The 16,520-nt window shown below is 71.3% G+C and carries 15 protein-coding genes; 4 read left to right on the forward strand and 11 right to left on the reverse strand.

The window, feature by feature from the left end; translation table 11 throughout:
* Positions 1-2 precede the first annotated feature (2 nt).
* The 3 genes from SH922_RS31805 to SH922_RS31815 form a co-directional block, all read right to left on the reverse strand.
* The gene (locus SH922_RS31805) at positions 3-1,355 is read right to left on the reverse strand and encodes a DUF692 domain-containing protein (RefSeq protein WP_393061918.1); all 1,353 of its coding nucleotides are present in this window, start codon (positions 1,353-1,355) and stop codon (positions 3-5) included.
* Positions 1,356-1,479: 124 nt separating this feature from the next.
* Entirely contained in the window at positions 1,480-2,217 is a 738-nt protein-coding gene (locus tag SH922_RS31810) for a DUF4142 domain-containing protein (protein ID WP_393061920.1), read from the reverse strand.
* Between the two features lie 183 nt (positions 2,218-2,400).
* On the reverse strand, positions 2,401-3,147 hold the full coding sequence (locus SH922_RS31815) for a peptidyl-tRNA hydrolase (protein ID WP_393061922.1): 747 nt from the start codon (positions 3,145-3,147) through the stop codon (positions 2,401-2,403).
* Positions 3,148-3,218: 71 nt separating this feature from the next.
* Here SH922_RS31815 and SH922_RS31820 point away from each other — a divergent pair, with 71 nt between their 5' ends.
* The 4 genes from SH922_RS31820 to SH922_RS31835 are packed head-to-tail and all read left to right on the forward strand — an operon-like array spanning position 3,219 to position 5,648.
* Positions 3,219-3,896, forward strand: coding sequence for an AIM24 family protein (locus tag SH922_RS31820; RefSeq protein ID WP_393061924.1), 678 nt, complete (start codon positions 3,219-3,221; stop codon positions 3,894-3,896).
* Positions 3,897-3,955: 59 nt separating this feature from the next.
* Positions 3,956-4,765 (forward strand): ATP-binding cassette domain-containing protein, encoded by an 810-nt coding sequence (locus SH922_RS31825; RefSeq protein WP_393063745.1) that lies wholly within the window; start codon positions 3,956-3,958, stop codon positions 4,763-4,765.
* Complete coding sequence (locus tag SH922_RS31830; RefSeq protein ID WP_393061926.1) at positions 4,762-5,433, forward strand: ABC transporter; 672 nt, start codon at positions 4,762-4,764, stop codon at positions 5,431-5,433. The genes SH922_RS31825 and SH922_RS31830 overlap by 4 nt, the downstream gene beginning before the upstream one ends.
* A 14-nt stretch (positions 5,434-5,447) precedes the next feature.
* Positions 5,448-5,648, forward strand: a complete 201-nt coding sequence (locus SH922_RS31835) for a hypothetical protein (RefSeq protein ID WP_393061928.1) — start codon at positions 5,448-5,450, stop codon at positions 5,646-5,648.
* A gap of 6 nt (positions 5,649-5,654) precedes the next feature.
* Here SH922_RS31835 and SH922_RS31840 read toward each other — a convergent pair whose 3' ends face one another.
* The 8 genes from SH922_RS31840 to SH922_RS31875 form a co-directional block, all read right to left on the reverse strand.
* Positions 5,655-6,515: a polysaccharide deacetylase family protein gene (locus SH922_RS31840; protein WP_393063746.1), complete on the reverse strand. Its 861-nt coding sequence runs from the start codon at positions 6,513-6,515 to the stop codon at positions 5,655-5,657.
* 98 nt (positions 6,516-6,613) lie between these two features.
* The gene (locus tag SH922_RS31845) at positions 6,614-7,462 is read right to left on the reverse strand and encodes an NAD-dependent epimerase/dehydratase family protein (RefSeq protein WP_393061930.1); all 849 of its coding nucleotides are present in this window, start codon (positions 7,460-7,462) and stop codon (positions 6,614-6,616) included.
* A gap of 9 nt (positions 7,463-7,471) precedes the next feature.
* The gene (locus SH922_RS31850; protein WP_393061932.1) at positions 7,472-9,694 is read right to left on the reverse strand and encodes an FAD-dependent oxidoreductase; all 2,223 of its coding nucleotides are present in this window, start codon (positions 9,692-9,694) and stop codon (positions 7,472-7,474) included.
* 163 nt (positions 9,695-9,857) lie between these two features.
* Positions 9,858-12,149: a hypothetical protein gene (locus tag SH922_RS31855; protein WP_393061934.1), complete on the reverse strand. Its 2,292-nt coding sequence runs from the start codon at positions 12,147-12,149 to the stop codon at positions 9,858-9,860.
* A gap of 51 nt (positions 12,150-12,200) precedes the next feature.
* A complete protein-coding gene (locus tag SH922_RS31860) occupies positions 12,201-13,079 on the reverse strand; it encodes a carbohydrate ABC transporter permease (RefSeq protein ID WP_362548176.1) in 879 nt (292 codons plus the stop codon).
* Positions 13,076-14,029 carry a carbohydrate ABC transporter permease gene (locus SH922_RS31865; protein ID WP_393061936.1) on the reverse strand — a complete coding sequence of 318 codons (954 nt, stop codon included), beginning with the start codon at positions 14,027-14,029 and terminating at the stop codon, positions 13,076-13,078. The genes SH922_RS31860 and SH922_RS31865 overlap by 4 nt, the downstream gene beginning before the upstream one ends.
* A 6-nt stretch (positions 14,030-14,035) precedes the next feature.
* A complete protein-coding gene (locus SH922_RS31870) occupies positions 14,036-15,415 on the reverse strand; it encodes an ABC transporter substrate-binding protein (RefSeq protein WP_393061938.1) in 1,380 nt (459 codons plus the stop codon).
* A gap of 88 nt (positions 15,416-15,503) precedes the next feature.
* Entirely contained in the window at positions 15,504-16,487 is a 984-nt protein-coding gene (locus SH922_RS31875; protein WP_393061940.1) for a LacI family DNA-binding transcriptional regulator, read from the reverse strand.
* Between the last annotated feature and the right edge of the window lie 33 nt (positions 16,488-16,520).

The raw sequence follows: 16,520 nt of genomic DNA on the forward strand, positions 1-16,520 counted from the left end.
GGTCACCTCCCTACGAGTACGGAACGGGCCGCCCGGGCCAGCCGGGTGGTGCGGCGGGGCGGCCTGGGAGCCGCGCGGTCCTGCCACCAGTGGGTCAGCCGGCGGCGGGCCGCGTCGTCCGCGGGGCGGTCGGCGATGAGCAGCTGCTCGGCGAAGTCCAGGGCGTCACGCCGGTATCCGCCGGACATCGGACGGCTCCTGGCGTATGCGAGGAAAGCGTCCCGGTAGTCGCGGCCCAGGATCTCCGGGAGCTCGGGGGCCACCTTGGCGACGACGTCGGCGCGCTTGGCGGCCAGGGCCCGGCTCTGGATGCCGAGCCGGCGGCGGTCGAAGCCCTCGGGGGCGGGGGTGCCCGCGACGAGGGCGGAGAGCAGCGAGGCCTGAGCGACCGCGACCCGGTCACGTACGGCGTCGGTCTCGCCGGCCCTGTCCGTCTCATCGGCCCTGTCCGCCTCATCGGGCCCGTCCGCCGGTGAGGTGGCGGCCGGGGACGCGGGGCGCGGGGCCTCTTTCCGTGCGGGCCGCATGCCGCCCCCGCCCGCGTCGAGTGTGGCTCGGATCGCGTCCAGTTCGTCCCCCAGCCCGGCGGCCGGCGGGAAGTCGTCGTCGCGCTCCAGCAGGACCCCGGGAGGGGCGATGCGGGAGCGCAGCTCGGCGAGGATGCCGAGCACCGGAGCGGTCACCGGGTGGGCGTGCGTGTCGTGCCAGACGCCGTCCTTCTCCACGCCGCCCGCCACGTGGACGTACGCGATGGCCTCCACCGGCAGCTCGTCGAGGGCCGTGGCCGGGTCCTCGCCCCGGTTGACGTGGTTCGTATGCAGATTGGCCACGTCGATGAGCAGCCGCACCCCCGTGCGGTCGACCAGCTCCGCCAGGAACTGCCCCTCGGTCAGCTCCTCGTCCGGCCAGGAGATCAGCGCCGCGATGTTCTCCAGGGCCAGCGGCACCGGCAGCGAGTCCTGCGCGATCCGTACGTTCTCGCACAGCACGTCCAGCGCCGCCCACGTGCGCGGGACGGGCAGCAGGTGTCCCGCCTCCAGCACCGGTGACCCCGTGCGTGCGCCGCCCGCCCGGACGAACGCGATGTGCTCGGTCACCAGGGGCGTGCCCAGCAGGGTGGCGCGAGCCGCGAGGCCCGCGAGCCGGCCGGGGTCGGGGCGGTCGGCCCCGCCCAGGCCCAGCGAGACCCCGTGCGGCACCACGGTGACGCCGCGCTCCCTCAGCCGCACCAGGGACGCGGGCAGATGGTCGGCGCAGAGGTTCTCCGCCACCGCTTCCACCCAGTCGATCCCCGGCAACGCCTCCACCGCATCGGCGATCTCCGGCCGCCAGCCGATCCCGATTCCCAGCTTCATCGTGTCCCCCTCCTCCGCTCTGTGCAGGGGTCATGGCCCCGCCGCACAGCGGTGAACCCGAAGAGGGGGACGTTCAGAGCTCGATTTGAGGTTCCGGGGCTCCGCCGGCCGGGTGCCCCGTCCCTCAGGGCATCGGCGCCGTGGAGGGCCGCGAGGTGAAGGACTGGTCCCCGGTCGGCGCGGCCGGAACCGGCTGCGGCAGGACGGAGCCGTTCGGTGCCACCGGCGGTCCGGTCGGGCTGGCCGTGGCCGCCCCGGCCGCCTCGCGGGCCAGGGCGTCGAAGTCCACGAAGCTCGTGCTCTCCAGCATGGTGATGTGGTCGAGCACGGTCTGGTTGGCGTCGGTGGCCAGCTGCCGGATCAGCGTGTTGCGGGTGGTGTGCCGGACCTGGGCGATCAGCGCGAAGACCTTGCCGTGCGCGTTGCGCAGCAGATTGGCGAACTTCCGCTCGTAGTCCTCGCCGCTCGCCGCGGTCAGCTCCCGGAGCCAGCCCTGCTGCTGCTCGGTCGGCTGGTTCGGCAGCTCCACCCCCAGCTTGGCGGCCACGTCCCGGGCCCGGCGGTCCAGATCGGTGTGCCCGACGACCAGATGGTCCCCGGTGGCCTTGATCGCCTCGGTCGGTGCGCGTTGGATGGCCTGTTGCCCGGCGGGCAGCTCCCAGAGCCCGGCCAGCCGCACCTTCACCAGGAAGTCCCGGTCGGTCGCGGAGAGCGGGCCCCACTGGGTCGCGACGGACGACGCGTCGAGATTGGCCTGACCGGTGCCGGAGCGGTCGGCGTACGACCAGACCGGGTAGGCGAGGGCGCCGAGTGTGGCGACGAGCGCCGCGATGATGAGGGCCGTTCCGTTGATGCGTCGCACAGAGGTCTCTCCCGGGCCGAGGCGTGACGGCGTCCAATCAACCGCCGGTCGCAACGGCCGGGAACTGACCGGCCGTTCAACCTACTGGGCAGTATTGCCAGTGCGGCGGCGTCTGGGGATACGTATCGGCGGACCGGACCGTTCAACGGATCGGGCGGAGACCCGTGTACGGGCGCGGACGGATCAGCGGCGCAGTGCCGGATGGTCGGCGACCACCGTGCACGACCCGGGGGCGATCTCGGTGAACCCGGCGTCCCGCACGACCGGCAGCCCGCTCACCGTGAGTTCCTGCCAGCGGCCCGCTTCCGGGGTGGCGACCGAGAGCGGGAAGCCCGCCTCGCGCCATGCCTTGCGCTCCGTCTCCGACAGCTCCCACCAGGCGAGTTGGGCCCCGTGTCCGGCCTGCGCCATCTCCTTGCCAGCCGACATGCCGAGCTCCGGGTTGAGCCAGAGGACGGGGGCGGCGGGATCGGGCGCGGCAGGCGGCTCGGGGTCGTCCAGGTCCGTACCGGACACCTGGAGCTTGGCGAGCTCCTTCGGCCAGCCGTCGAGCGGCACCGGCGGGTAGACCCGCACCTCGGCCTCGTCGCCCGTGACCGTGATTCCGGGCAGCGTGCAGGCCTTGCGCCACTCCGCGCCGCGCGCCCGCCGCACCACCTTCCGGATCCGGGCGTCCTGCCAGTCGCGCATCACCTGGGCCCACTCGCCCTCGCCCGTCGACCGCTCGTCGGAGAGCATCACCAGCACCGCCCGGGCGGCCGTGCGCAGCGCGTCGGTACGGGCCGGGGGAGCCGTCTTCTCGATGTGCACCACCAACGGCAGTACGTACTGAGGTGCTTCGTCCCGGTTCGTCCGCTCGGAACGGAAGGGGCTGTCCGCCGGCAGGCCGACGGGAACGGACGGGGTCTCGGAAGTGTCGTTGCTGCTCACCCGTCCAGTCTGCCAGTCGCCCCGGAACCCGTTCTTGGCGGAATGAAACCCTCCGGGTGAGGATGCACCGCATGAAGAGCGATCTCTTTTCCAGCGAGCACATGGCACAGCAGGCCACCGCCCCCGGAATGACCCTGCAGAACGCCAAATCCATCAAGTACGCGGTCAACGGCGAGATGCACGCCCGCCAGGGATCGATGATCGCCTTCCGCGGTGATCTCCAGTTCGAGCGCAAGGGCCAGGGCCTCGGCGGCATGCTCAAGCGTGCCGTCACCGGAGAGGGTCTGCCGCTGATGGCGGTGCGCGGCCAGGGCGAGGCGTGGTTCGCGCACGAGGCGGCCAACTGTTTCATCGTGGAGATGGAGCAGGGCGACGTCCTCACCATCAACGGCCGCAACGTGCTGTGCTTCGACGCCACGCTCGCGTACGAGATCAAGACCGTGAAGGGCGCCGGGATGACCGGCGGCGGACTCTTCAACAGCGTCTTCACCGGCTACGGGAAGCTCGGCCTGATGTGTGAGGGGCACCCCATAGTGATCCCCGTCACGCCCCAGCAGCCGGTGTGTGTCGACACGGACGCGGTCGTCGGCTGGAGCGCCCACCTGAACACGTCGCTGCACCGTTCGCAGAGCGTCGGCTCGATGCTGCGCGGCGGCTCGGGGGAGGCGGTCCAGCTGCGCCTGGACGGCGAGGGGTTCGTGATCGTCCGCCCCAGCGAGCTCAAGACCGAGAAGGCGTCTTCCAACTGAGTACGGACTTCCTGAGGCTGAACGCGGTGGGACGGCGGTACGGCCTCGCCGGACCATGGGTGTTGCGCGGGGTCGACCTCGGTCTGCCCGCGCGCTCCCTCGTCCGCGTCGAAGGGGCCAACGGCACCGGCAAGTCCACCCTGCTGAGGCTGCTCGCCGGGATCGACGCCCCCACCGAGGGCCGGATCACCGGCGGCCGGCCGCGCACGGCGTACGTCCCCGAGCGGTTCCCGGCGGCGCTGCCCTTCACCGCCGCCGGCTACCTCGTCCACCTGGGCCGGATCCACGGACTGCGCCCGGCAGAGGCGGCCGCGCGTGCGCAGGAGTGGCTGAGCCGCTTCGGGGCCGCCGGACACGCGCGCACACCGCTCGCGGAGCTCTCCAAGGGCACCAGCCAGAAGGTCGCGGTCGCCCAGGCGCTCCTGGCCGAACCGGAGTTGCTGGTGCTCGACGAGGCCTGGACCGGCCTGGACGCCGCGGCCCGTGACGAACTGGACCGGGCCGTCGCGGCACGCGTGGCCGCGGGCTTCACCGTGGTCTTCGTCGACCACGACGCGCACCGGCTCGCGGGCGCGGTCGACATGGTCCTGCGCGTCGAGGGGACCGGACTGGTCGCAGTGCCCCTTGCCCCTCCCGGGGCGACGGCCGGCCCCCGGGTGCGGATCGAGGTGACGGGCCCGCCCGGCACGACACTCCCCGCCGGGCTGCCCGGCTCTCCCGTCCAGACCGCCGCCGGGGACGGAGCGCTGCGGCTCACCGTCGCGGCCGTGCACTCCGACGCCCTGCTGGGCGCCCTGCTCACCGCCCGTCCACCCTGGCACATCAGGCAGCTCTCGACCCTGCCCGGCAACCGGGACGAGGTGGCATGACCGCACTGATCCGCTACCAGGCCGCCCTGCTGCTGCGCTCCCAGCGCTGGCTCGCACCCGTGCTGCTGTACATGGCCTTCCTCGGCGTCGGAGTCCGCTCGGGACAGCCGGTGCTGGACTCTCTCGGCTACACGGCGGCGGGGCTGCTGCCCGTCACCGCGTGGCTCGTGCAGGTCTGCGTCACCCAGGAACCGCCCGCCGCCCGGACGGTCGTCGCCGCGGCGGTGGGCGGGCAGCCGCGAGCCCACCTGGCGGCCCTGCTCACCGCGCTGGGGTCCGCGGCACTGCTCGGCGCGGCCGCCACCGCGGTCGTGCTGCTGATCAGCGAGCCGGCCGCCACGGACCACACGGTCAGGATTCCGCTGCCGTCCGCCGGGGTCGCCGGGCTGCTCGCCACCGCCTGCTGCGTCCTGCTGGGGGCGGCGGCCGGCGCGCTGTGCACCCGGCCGCTGCTGCACCGGCGCGGCTGGTCCATCGCGGCGACCGTGCTCGCGTCGCTGCTGGCCCTGGTGACCAGCGGATCGCCCGCGAAGTACGCGGTGACGGGGCTGGTCACCGGTTCGCTCACCGGCACGGTCCATGCTCCGGTGCTTCCGCTCCTCGGGGCGGCAGCCTTGGCAACCGCGGTCGCGGTGCTCGCCTGCAGACTCACTTCGATACGCGGCTGAGTAGGCTCGTACGCATGGATGAGCGCAGAGACGAGCCCGCGAACGAGGCCTACTGCGAGACGCCGGCGGCGTCCCCGGAAAGAGCTGCCGGTCCTCCGTACGCCGAGTGCGTGCTGTGCCGGAAGCCGACCGAGTACGCCGAGTCCGTCAAGGGCATCACCCTCTGCCCGGTCTGCGAATGGCAGGAGGCCCAGCGCACGGCCTGCTCGGGCTGAGGTGCGTCAGCCCGACATCAGCTCCGACACCTTAACGAAGCGGTATCCGCGCTTCCGCAGCTCCGGCACCACCTGGCCCACCGCCTCGTCGGTGACCGGTGCGGCGCTGCGGGTGCAGTGCATGACGACCAGCGAACCCGGCCTCACCCCGTCCAGCACCTGCTCCGTCACCGAGTCCGCATCCGTGGCGAAGGCGTCACCGCTGACGACGTCCCACTGCACCGCCGTCACCCTCTCCGGCGCGAGCGCGCGCAGCGAGGCGTCGTCGTAGCAGCCGCCGGGGAAGCGGAAGTACGGCACCACATTGCGCGCGCCGGTCTCCCTGATCGCGCCGAAGGCCCGTTCCACCTCGCCGCGCATCGCGTCCTGCTCCAGGGCCGGCAGCCCGTAGCAGGGGGAGGTGAAGGCGTAGTGGCTGTAGGAGTGGTTGGCGATCTCGAAGAGCGGGTCGGTGCCGATGGAGCGGGCCTGGGCGGGGTACTCCTCGGCCCACCGGCCGGTCATGAAGACGGTCGCCGGTACCTTCAGCCGGCGCAGCAGGGCGATCAGCTCCGGGTTGTCGAAGTGCTCACCCTCGGCCGCGCGCTGCCCCTCGTCCGCCGTCATGTCGGCGTCGAAGGTGAGCGCCACGACCTTCTCGGCGCTCTTGAGGCCGCGCTTGAACACGGGCGTGAGCCCGGCAGGACCGGGCGCCATGGTGGGCGGTCCTGCCGGGGGAGCTGCCGGGGGTGGGGTGCGGGCCGGTGCACGGGTGGCGGACGGCGTACGGTCCGCGGCCGTGGATGTCTCGCCCCGGGCGTTCCCCGAGCTCCCGCAGCCGACGACGCCGCCCCCGAGCACCGCGCCCAGAACAGTCATAACCGTCAGTTTCCGTACATAGTTGGTCACTCTCGGAAGCTAACCGATCAATCGGCAGGGCCCCGCCCATGGCACCTCCGGTACCGGGAAGCCGCCCCCGGATTCACTCAGTCGTCGAGCAGAAACTCCGCCGTGAAACCGAACAGACGCGCGGCCGCCGTGGTGTCGACCGGGGCGGTACGTCCGGGGAGCGGACGCAGCAGCCGGGTCGTCGGGTGGTAGCGGCGCATCAGCTCCTCCGTCGGGAACGGTACGAGGGTCTCGGGCGCGCAGACATGGACGGCGTGCGCACCCGGACCCGGCACACCGAGGGCCTGCAGAGCGGCCCGTGCAGCGTCCCGCACCTCCAGATAGGTCCACAGGTCCCGGGCGCCCGCAGCCGGTTCCGCGGTGAGCCGCGCCGCGTGCGCGCGCAGCCGCTCGTCGAACCCGCCGACGAACGGATAGCGCAGAGAGACCACGCTCATCGCATGCCGCCGCGCCATCGTCGCGGCCGTGAGCTCGTCGACCTGCTTGGACAGCCCGTACGCGTCCGCCACCTGGGACTCCATCGCCTCGTCCACCGGGACGTACGCGGGGTGCGGCGACGGCTGCGCCGTCCAGGGCAGACCGGTGATCCCCCAGGAGCTGGCGACCACGGCGTGCCGCACACCGGCCGACCCCGCCTCCTCCAGGACGGTGAAAGTGGTGAGCGTGTTGGTGGCGAAGACCTCCTGCGCGCTGTTGCGTTCCGGCGTGGGGATCGCCGCCAGATGGATCACCCCGTCGGCGCCGTCCAGCGCAGCCCGCACCGTCGCCGGGTCGGCGGCGTCCCCGGCGACGACCAGCCGGGCGATGAGATCGCCCGGGTCCTCCAGGACGAGGGCGTTCGCCTCGACGGAGCGCTCGGCGAGCAGCGCGAGGACCGCCCGGCCGATCCGCCCGGCCGCCCCGGTTACCAGGACTCGTGTGACCACCCGCTGCTCCTATGCGTATGCGCGTACGGCGACGATGTGCGCCGACGCGGCTCCGTTGGTCGACTCGACGACGATCCTCACCGCTGCGGTGGTGACAGGCTCGTCCGGGGTGTGCACCTGGCGGCGGCGCCGGTTGTCCGAGGTGCGTGACAGGACCTGCCAGGTGCCGTCCGGCCCGCGCGCCTCGACACGGTAGCCGCGCAGCAGGGTGGGAAGCGTGTCGAACGGTGTCCTGTGGTGGTGCAGATTGATCAGGTCCTCGTTGACGTCGTCGTCGGCGAGTACGTCGATCCGCGACAGGGTGACCGGCCGGGGCCAGGTCAGTTGCAGCCATTCCTCCACGCCCTCCCGCAGGGGCTCGGAGACCCACATGTGCGGTCCCGCGTACGGGCGGGCGTACCCGTCCACGGCCTTGGCGGGGGCGTACGCCGAGGTCTCTCCCGTACGGAGGCAGAAGGTGCGGCGCTGCAGTCCCGCGTCGGTCCATTCACGCAGCGGCTGCGGCGACTCGTCCTGCGGGCGCAGCGGCACCCGGGTGAGGCACAGGACCCCCGGGGCCGGTCCGCCGGCGCTGTACAGGGCGAGGTCCTCGTTGGCACGGACGACGACGAAGGCGTTGCGGGCGGTCTGCGGCGACCAGCGGAGCCCGGTGGAGATCCACTGCTTCGGCCCGGCGGGGACCGGGACGGTGACGGAGTCGACGAGGCGCCGCGGGACGTAGTTCTGGCCGAGCTCGGGGTCGTACAGCTCGACGACGAGTTCCGTGTCCCGGCCGGCGTCGACGAGCAGGTCCAGCCCCGCCAGGTCCGGGTCGACGGGCAGCAGGAGACCCGCGTCGGCGGTCAGCGGCCACCGCTCCCCGGGCGTCAGCGCGTCCGGGCCCGCCAGGGTCGACGATGCGGTGGCCACGGCGTTCAGGGCCAGGTCGTCCGGGTCCGCGGAGGCCAGGCCGATCACCGAGGCGTCCTCGCGCAACAGCGTCCGCTGCAGTTCGGCGGCCTCCAGCGCGCGCGGCGCGACACCTCCCGCGGCGCACAGCGCGGCGGCCGTGCCCGCGGCCTGCCCGATCGTGGCGCAGGTCGCCATCACCCGGGTCGAGCCGAAGGCGACATGGCTGGCGGAGATGTTGCGCCCGGCGAACAGCAGGTTCGTCGTGTTCACCGAATAGAGGCTGCGGTACGGAATGTGGTAGATCCCGTCCGCGTACCGCTGCTTGGCCCCGTCCTCGGTGGCGTAGACGCCCTTCGGCGGATGCAGGTCGATGGACCAGCCGCCGAAGGCCACCCGGTCGGCGAACCCGGTCTGCCCGAGGATGTCCCCCTGGTGCAGGACGTAGTCACCGAGGAAGCGCCGGTACTCGCGCTTGCCGGGCACCGAGCCCACCCACTCCAGCGTCATGGTCTCGGCGTCGAACTCACCGGAGTTCTTGATGTGGTCCCAGATGCCGTAGATGACCGCCCACAGTTCGTCGCGGATGCGTTCGTTGTCGTGCACGGTGTCGAGCTCGCCGCCGAACTCGATCCACCAGTAGGCACACCCGTTGTCGCCGGACTTGATGATGCGGCGCTGCGGGATGGACGTCTCGGCGATGTTCCTGGCGAAGTCGGGCGGCACGAACTTGACGGGGCGTCCGGCGTCCTTGGTGTAGAAGAGCAGCGTCGAGCCGAGCGTGAGCGAGTCGGCGGTCTCGGGTGCCCACGGCTCGTCGTACTCCGCCCGGGACTCCCGCCCGATACGGTGCCGGGCGCCGGCGAGATATCCGATGAGCCCGTCTCCCGAACAGTCCAGGAACAGGTCGCTCTCGAACCGGATCCGCCGCTCGGAACCCATCATCCAGCCGGTGACGGCGGTGATGCGCCGGGCGTCCTCGGGACCGTCCGCGTCGACCTCGCGCACATCGGTGTTGAGGTAGAGCGTGATGCCCGGTTCGGCGCGGACCGCGTCCAGCACCACGGTGTCCCAGTAGTACGGGTTGCCGTCCGGGTTGCGGAACTGGTTCTCGACGAACAGCTCGCCCATGATGCCGCCCTCGCGGGCGTAGTGGTTCCTTCCGTGGCCGGTCGCGCCGCACACCCAGACGCGGACCTCGCTGCTCGCGTTGCCGCCGAGGACGGGCCGGTTGTTGACCAGGGCGACGGTGCGGCCCAGCCGGGCGGCGGCGATGGCCGCGCTGACCCCGGCCAGGCCACCGCCGACGACGGTGATGTCGTGCCGTGCGGTTTCGTTCCTCATGAGTTGGAGCCTCCGGCAATTGGGGGTGGGACAAGGAGCGGGGTTGGGTGCGTGCAACTGCAAGGCGGAGGATTGAGGCATGGCGGAGCCATGGTGATTGACGACAAAGCGGCAGGTGGGCGTGCCCGACCCCGCGGCGCCGTCCCCCAATTGCCGGAGGCTCTCACTTCCAGTCGGGGTTGGCGGCGAGGCCGTAGTAGATGCGCGGGGCGCCGTCGAGGGTGAGCGTGACCTTGCCGCCGGCCGCGGTGAGCGTGCGTTCCTGCCCGATGCAGTTCAGCTCCCGCACCGTGCCGCCGACCGTGCCGGAGTGGGCGACGACGGCGGTCCTGGTCGTCCAGGTGTCGGTCCACGGCTCGGGCGAGGCGTACCAGGAGTCCTCGCCGTGATCGGCGTTGAGGATGTAGCCGTCCTTCCGGCTCCACAGGACCGAGACCGGGCCGTCCGGGGTGGTGAAGAGCAGGCCCTTGACGTCGGGGTCGGCGAAGGCGAGAGGCCGCACGTACGTGGCGCGGTCCAGTACGCGTGCGGCCGTGGCGAAGGCGAGCAGCGAGGGCTTGGGGCTCGTGTCGCGGTTCATCAGTCCGTAGTGGTATTCGGGGTTGGCCGGGTCCGCCTCCTGCGGGTGCAGGACGGTGGAGTCGTGCAGTTGGTACCAGTTGACACCCCGGACGCCTTCGGCCTTTGCCAGGGCGAGCGTCAGCAGCACGTTCTCCGCCGCGTGCCGGTAGGTGTCGGCCCACCAGGCGTTGGGCTTCGTCGGGGCGTACGCCTCGGTGAGCCACAGCTCCTTGTTCCCGCCGTACTCGGCGATGAGCGCGTTGGCCTTGCGGACCGCGCCCAGGAAGTTCCAGTACGTGCCGGCCGAGCCCTGGGTCCAGTCGGCCGGGGCCGGTGCGTAGTCGGGGGTGAAGTTGCCGCGGCCGGGGTGGACGGCGAAGGCGTCGATGAGGTCCCAGCCGCCCGCCGCCCGGAAGTTCTCGGTCCAGACGTAGTCCATGCCACCGAGGCCCGCGTTCATCACCTTCATGTCCGAACCGGCCGCGGCCAGCCGGTCGGTGACCTGCTTCAGACCGTCGCGTACGTACAGGTCTGCGCCCCTGCCGGACATCCACGGCTGGTTGACCTCGTTGCTGACCTCGAAGTAACGGGCCTGCGCCGCCAGGGCCTTGGCGACATTGGTGTCCGCCCAGGCGGCGATCTGCTCCGCCGTGCCGCCGACGGGTATGCCGCTGAGCTCGACGTTGTGCGCGATGCCGTTGGCGTCCAGGGTCGCGATGTCGATGCCCGGGGCGCCGGCGTACGCGATCCGCACCCACTTGATGCCGAGCGTCTTCAACAGGCCGAGCACCGCCTCCTTGCCCGGTTTCAGCAGCCAGGGATAGTTGGCGATCCCGAACATCGACTCCGTACCGGCCTCGTAGGTGAAGTCGGGGAGCACGGCGAGGTTGGTACGGGCGAGCGCGCCGTCGCTGCCCGAGGAGACCGCCACCTCCGTGAAGACGATGCCCTGGGAAGGTGCGGTGACCGGGAAGGACACATCCCAGGAGCCGCCCGCCGCCACCGTCCTGCTGACCGTGGAGCCGCCGAGCTCCGTGCCCGCGAAGTCGCGCGCCCACCACTTCAGGGTCACCGGCTTCGGCGCGGCGCCGCCGTTGACCACCTGCGCTCTGAGCAGCATGGACTGCCCGGCCGCCCGGTACAGGTTGAACGGCTGGTCGGTCCACACCTCGACGCCCAGCGGACGGGCCGCCGCGAGAGCTCCGGCGGCCCGGGGCCGCAGATCGCCGAGCACGAACGCGGCCTCGGTGACGGCGGTGTCCGCGCCGGTCGACGTACCGGGGGAGTGGATCCAGGTCGCGTTGGTGTAGGCCGGGTTGGTGGACGTGAGGCAGAAGAATCCCTTGGCGCCGGTCCAGGTGTCGGCGTAGACACCGCCCGCGTTCTTCTCGTACGGGATGCCGCCGCGTGCGTCCCGCTCCCAGACGGTCAGCGCCTCGTACGACTCCGGGGCGCTCGCCCCCTGGAGCGTGCGGGCGAACATGAAGCCGGTCGGCGTCAGCGTGCCGGAGCCACCGGCCTCCCACTTCATGTGCACGGTGCGTGCGGTGACGTCGAACGTACCGCGCACGGTGACGCCCGGTGCGCCACTGCCCATGGCGTACGTGACCTGGAGTGCGGGCCGGCCGTCGGGCAGCGTGATCTGCGCGGGTGTGCCGCCGAAGGTGCGCTGCTGGCCCAGCACGCTGTCCTTGACCATGAAGTGGCCGATGAGGACGCGGGCGGTGCCCGAGCCGTCCTGGACGAGCACGTTGCCGTCGCTCTGCCCGACGATCGTGATGCCCTCGGCGGAGAGGGTGACCGGGGCCGCGGCGTGCGCGGTCCCCGTGGGGAGCAGGGCCGCGCCGGTGGCGGCGGCCGTGCCCTGGAGGAATGTGCGGCGGTGTACGGACATGGTGGTGCCTTTCTCTTGTCCCGAAGAGGAAGGTGCGGGGGAGGGCGGAGGTCAGCCCTTGACGCCGGTGAAACCGAGTCCGGCGACGATGTACTTCTGGCAGACGGCGAAGACGAGCACGGGCGGCGCGACGGCCAGCACCATCGCGGCGATGAGCTGGTCCTGCGGGGCCTGGGTGGCGAGCTGGGCGAGCGCGACGCTGATCGGCTGTTTCTCCGGGTCGGTGATCGCGACCAGCGGCCAGATGAAGTCCTTCCAGCTGTGCATGACCGCCAGCAGGCTGATCACGGCGATCACCGGCCGGCTCATCGGCAGGACGATCTTGGTCAGCAGCTGGCGGGTGCTGACGCCGTCGACCCGCGCGGCGTCGAAGAGCTCCCTGGGCAGCGCGTCGAAGAACTGCTTGGCGAGCAGCACCGTGAAGGCGTTCGTGCCCGCGGGGAGCCAGATCGCCCAGTAGGTGTCACCGAGGTTGAGATGGAGGAACGGCACATCGATCACGGTCATGAAGAGGCTGACCATGTTCACCGTGTACGGCACGAACATCGTCGCGAGGATCGCCCCGTAGACGACCTTGCCGAACCGGGGCTTGAGCACCGAGAGCGCGAAGCCCGCAGTGGCCGAGACGAAGAGCTGGACCAGCCACGAACCGCCGACCACCAGGAAGGTGTTCATCAGATAGTGGCCGACACCCAGGTCGGTGTACGCGGTGGAGAAGTTGCCCGGCACCGGCCGGTCCGGCCAGAGGGCGAGCGGCTGTGTCGTCAGCTCGGTCGGCGGCGACACCGCGCCCTTGACCATCCAGTAGAGCGGCCCGATGCCGATGAGCAGCAGCAGGATCAGCGTGAGGACCTGGACGGAGCGCACGGCCGCCCGCACGGCGGGCCGCTGCCGGTCGTTGGTGGAGACGAAGGTGGTGAGGGAGGTCATGTCTTGCTCCAGCTGCGGGTGGCCCGCAGATAGACCGCGGAGAGCAGGGCGAGGGCGAGCACCATCAGGAAGGAGAGCGCGGCCGCCTGGCCGTACGCACCGTCCTGGAAGGCGTACCGGAAGATCAGCAGCAGCACGGTCAGGGTGGAGTTCTCCGGGCCGCCGCCGGTGAAGACGTACGGCTCGGTGAAGACCTGCACCGTGTTGATCAGCTGCACGAGCAGCAGCAGCCCGATGACCGGCCTCAGCTGCGGAAGCATGATGTGCCAGAGCCGGCGCCAGATTCCGGCTCCGTCGACCTCGGCGGCCTCGTACAGTTCGCCCGGGATGCCGACCATGGCCGCGAGATAGATCAGGACGGCGCCGCCCATGCCCGCCCAGGTCGACTCCAGGACGAGCGACAGCATCGCGCTGTCGGAGGATTCGAGCCAGGGGTACGGGCCGAGCCCCACCTTGCCGAGGGCGCTGTTGAAGAGTCCGCTGCCCGGGTCGTAGAACCACTTCCACAGCAGGATGGCGACCACCGGCGGGATGACCACGGGCAGATAGACGAGGAAGCGGTACACCCCGGCACCGCGCCGGACCGTGGACATGATGGCGGCCAGGACAAGGGGTGCCGGGAAGCCGATCAGGATGCCCAGGCCGACGAAGAGCAGTGTGTTCTGGACGGCGGTGCCCAGCAGCGGATCGCCGAAGACCGCCCGGAAGTTGTCGAGACCCACCCAGACGGCGGGATCGACGAGATTGGTCCGCTGGAAGCTGATCAGCAGGCTGCGGACGATCGGCCACCAGGCGAAGAGGCCGAAGATCAGCAGCGTCGGGACCAGGAACAGCCACGCGGTGAACTGCTTGCGCAGGGCCCCGGTGCGCGGACCGGACCGGCCGGCGGACGCCGAGGGCGGCTCCTTGAGCACGGCGGCGGGGCGCCGGGGAGGGGTGAGCAGGCTCATGGCGGGCTACTTCTGGCCGGCGGAGAGCTTGGCGTTGACGTCCTTCTCGGCGGCGGCCAGCAGGGCGTCGACATCGGCGTCCCGCTTGGTCAGCACCGACTGGACGACCGAGTCGAGCGCCGTGTAGAGCTGCTGTGCCTGGTACGGCGGCTCGGGCTTGAGGTCGAGCTTCGACAGGCCCTCGGTGTACGGCCTGAAGTTCCCCGGCTTCACGTTGACGTACGGCTCGATGGCCGCGTCGATCTTCTTCTGCCGCTCGGCGTCGAACACCGGGAGGGTCGGAACGCCCACCGCGGACTTGGGGTCCGCGGACAGCGTCTTGGCCTGCTGCGCGGCGATCTCGGTGCTGTACTGCGGCTGCGCGTACGCGAAGGTCAGCCACTTGACCGCGGCCGCCGCGTGCTGCTTGTCGGCCGACTTCGGGACCATGTAGATGTCACCGCCGGTCAGCGTGGCGTTGCCACCGGACTGCGGCATGGCACCGACGCCGAAGGCATCGGTGTCCTCCATGCCGAACTGCATCTTGGCGAGCCGGTAGGTGCCCGGGCTGCCCATGAACATCCCGACCTGCCCCGCCGCGAACTGCTTGACGACGTCGTTCTGGTTGTTGAGGAGGTTGCGGCCCAGTGAGTCGTCCTTCCAGCGCATGTCCTTCAGCAGACCGAGCGCCTTCTTCGTCTCCGGGCCGGTGAGGGTGGCGGTGTAGGTGCCGCCCTGCTGCGTCTCCAGCTCGCCCCCGAACGCGTACGACAGCATCGTCAGCTGCCAGCCGCCCTGGTTGTCCTTCGACTCGTGGACGAAGCCGGCCTTTCCGGTCTTCTCGCTGATCCTCTTCGCGGCCGCCCGGACCTCCTCCCACGTCGCCGGCGGCTTGTCGGGATCGAGACCGGCCTTCTCGAACAGGTCCCGGTTGTAGACCAGGCCCTGGGCGTACGGATTCTGCGGTACGCCGAAGACCTCACCGGAGCTGTCGCTGACGGGCTTGAGGACCTGAGGGTTGAACTCCTTGAAGTGGTCCCACTCCTGGAGCTGCCCGGTGATCGGCTGCACCTGCTCCTGCTGGATGAGCCGCTGGGGCTCGGTCAGCGGCACCCTGATGACGTCCTCGACGTTGCCGCCCGACAGCTTGGCGGAGAAGGTCAGCGGGTCGAAGACGGTGGTGGACCCCTTGACCCGGATCCCCGGGTTGGCCTTCTCGAAGTCGGCGACCTGCTGCTTGAACAGGGCCAGGGCCGGCTTGTCGGTGGCCGGTGGCATGCCCTGGACCCGCAGGACGAGATCGCCGCCCGAGCCCGCCTTGCCCGGGGTGACGGAGGAACAGCCGGTGAGGGTCACGGCCACGGCTATGCAGCCGAGCACGGCCGCACGTCGGGAGGTTCTGGACATTTCTACTCCAAGGAGGGCAGGAGAGGGTAGGGAGAGGGCTCGGGGGAGCTCGGGGGCTCAGGGAGCCCGGTACGCGGAGGGGGGCGGCTCAGTGGGTGGGTGCGGGGCCCGTGGAGGCGCGCGGGACCAGGCGGGAGCCGATCTCCACGCAGGGCGCGTCGCCGTCGCTCGCGCGGCCGGCGATCGTCTCGATGAGCAGATCGCCGGCCCGGGTGGCGATCTCCTCGGGGTCGATCCTGATGGTGGTCAGGCCCGGCGTGGAGACGGACGCCAGCAGGGTGTCGTCGATGCCGACGACGGAGACGTCCCCGGGGACGCTGATGCCCAGGTTCGACAACTGGTGCAGCACGCCGAGGGCGACCAGGTCGTTGTGGGCGATCACCGCCGTGGCGCCGTGCGCGCCGACGAGGGTGGCCGCGTGCACCCCGGTCTCGAACCGCGGCTCGTACGGGCCGAGTTCCACGAGCGAGAGGTCCAGGGCCTCGAAGGACTCCTGGATGGACTTGCCGCGGCTGAGCTCGGCGCGCGAGGCGTTGATGAACACGCAGCGGCGGTGGCCGTAGGCGCGCAGATGCTCGACGGTCTGCGCGATGCCGGCCGACAGGTCGATCCGTACCTCGGGGATGCCCGGCACATGGCGGTTCACGACCACCACCGGCATCCGGTCCGACAGTTCCCGCAGCCGGTCCTCGGTGAGCGTGGAGGCCCACAGCACCAGGCCGTCGACCCGCTTGGACACCGCCGCGATCGCCTCCAGCTCATCGGCCTCGCGCTCGTCGCTGTCGGCGACCAGGACCGTGTACCCCAGCCGCCGGGCCCGCGCCTGCATCGCCTTGACGATCGGCGGGAAGAACGGGTTGGCGATGTCCGGGACGATCAGCCCGAGCGTCCCCGTACCGCCGCCCCGCAGGCTGCGCGCCGCAGGGTTGGGGGAGTAGCCCAGCTTGGCCGCGGCGTCCAGGATGCGCTGCCGGGTCCTCGGCTGGACCTGGTCGGGTGCGGTGAACGCACGGGACACCGTCGACACCGAGACGCCCGCGGCGCTCGCCACCTCCCGGATTGTGACTGCCACGGACGGCCTCCTCGCTGATTCATGCTGGATGCG

This window comes from Streptomyces sp. LN549 (genome assembly GCF_043203805.1).
Taxonomy (GTDB): Bacteria; Actinomycetota; Actinomycetes; order Streptomycetales; family Streptomycetaceae; genus Streptomyces.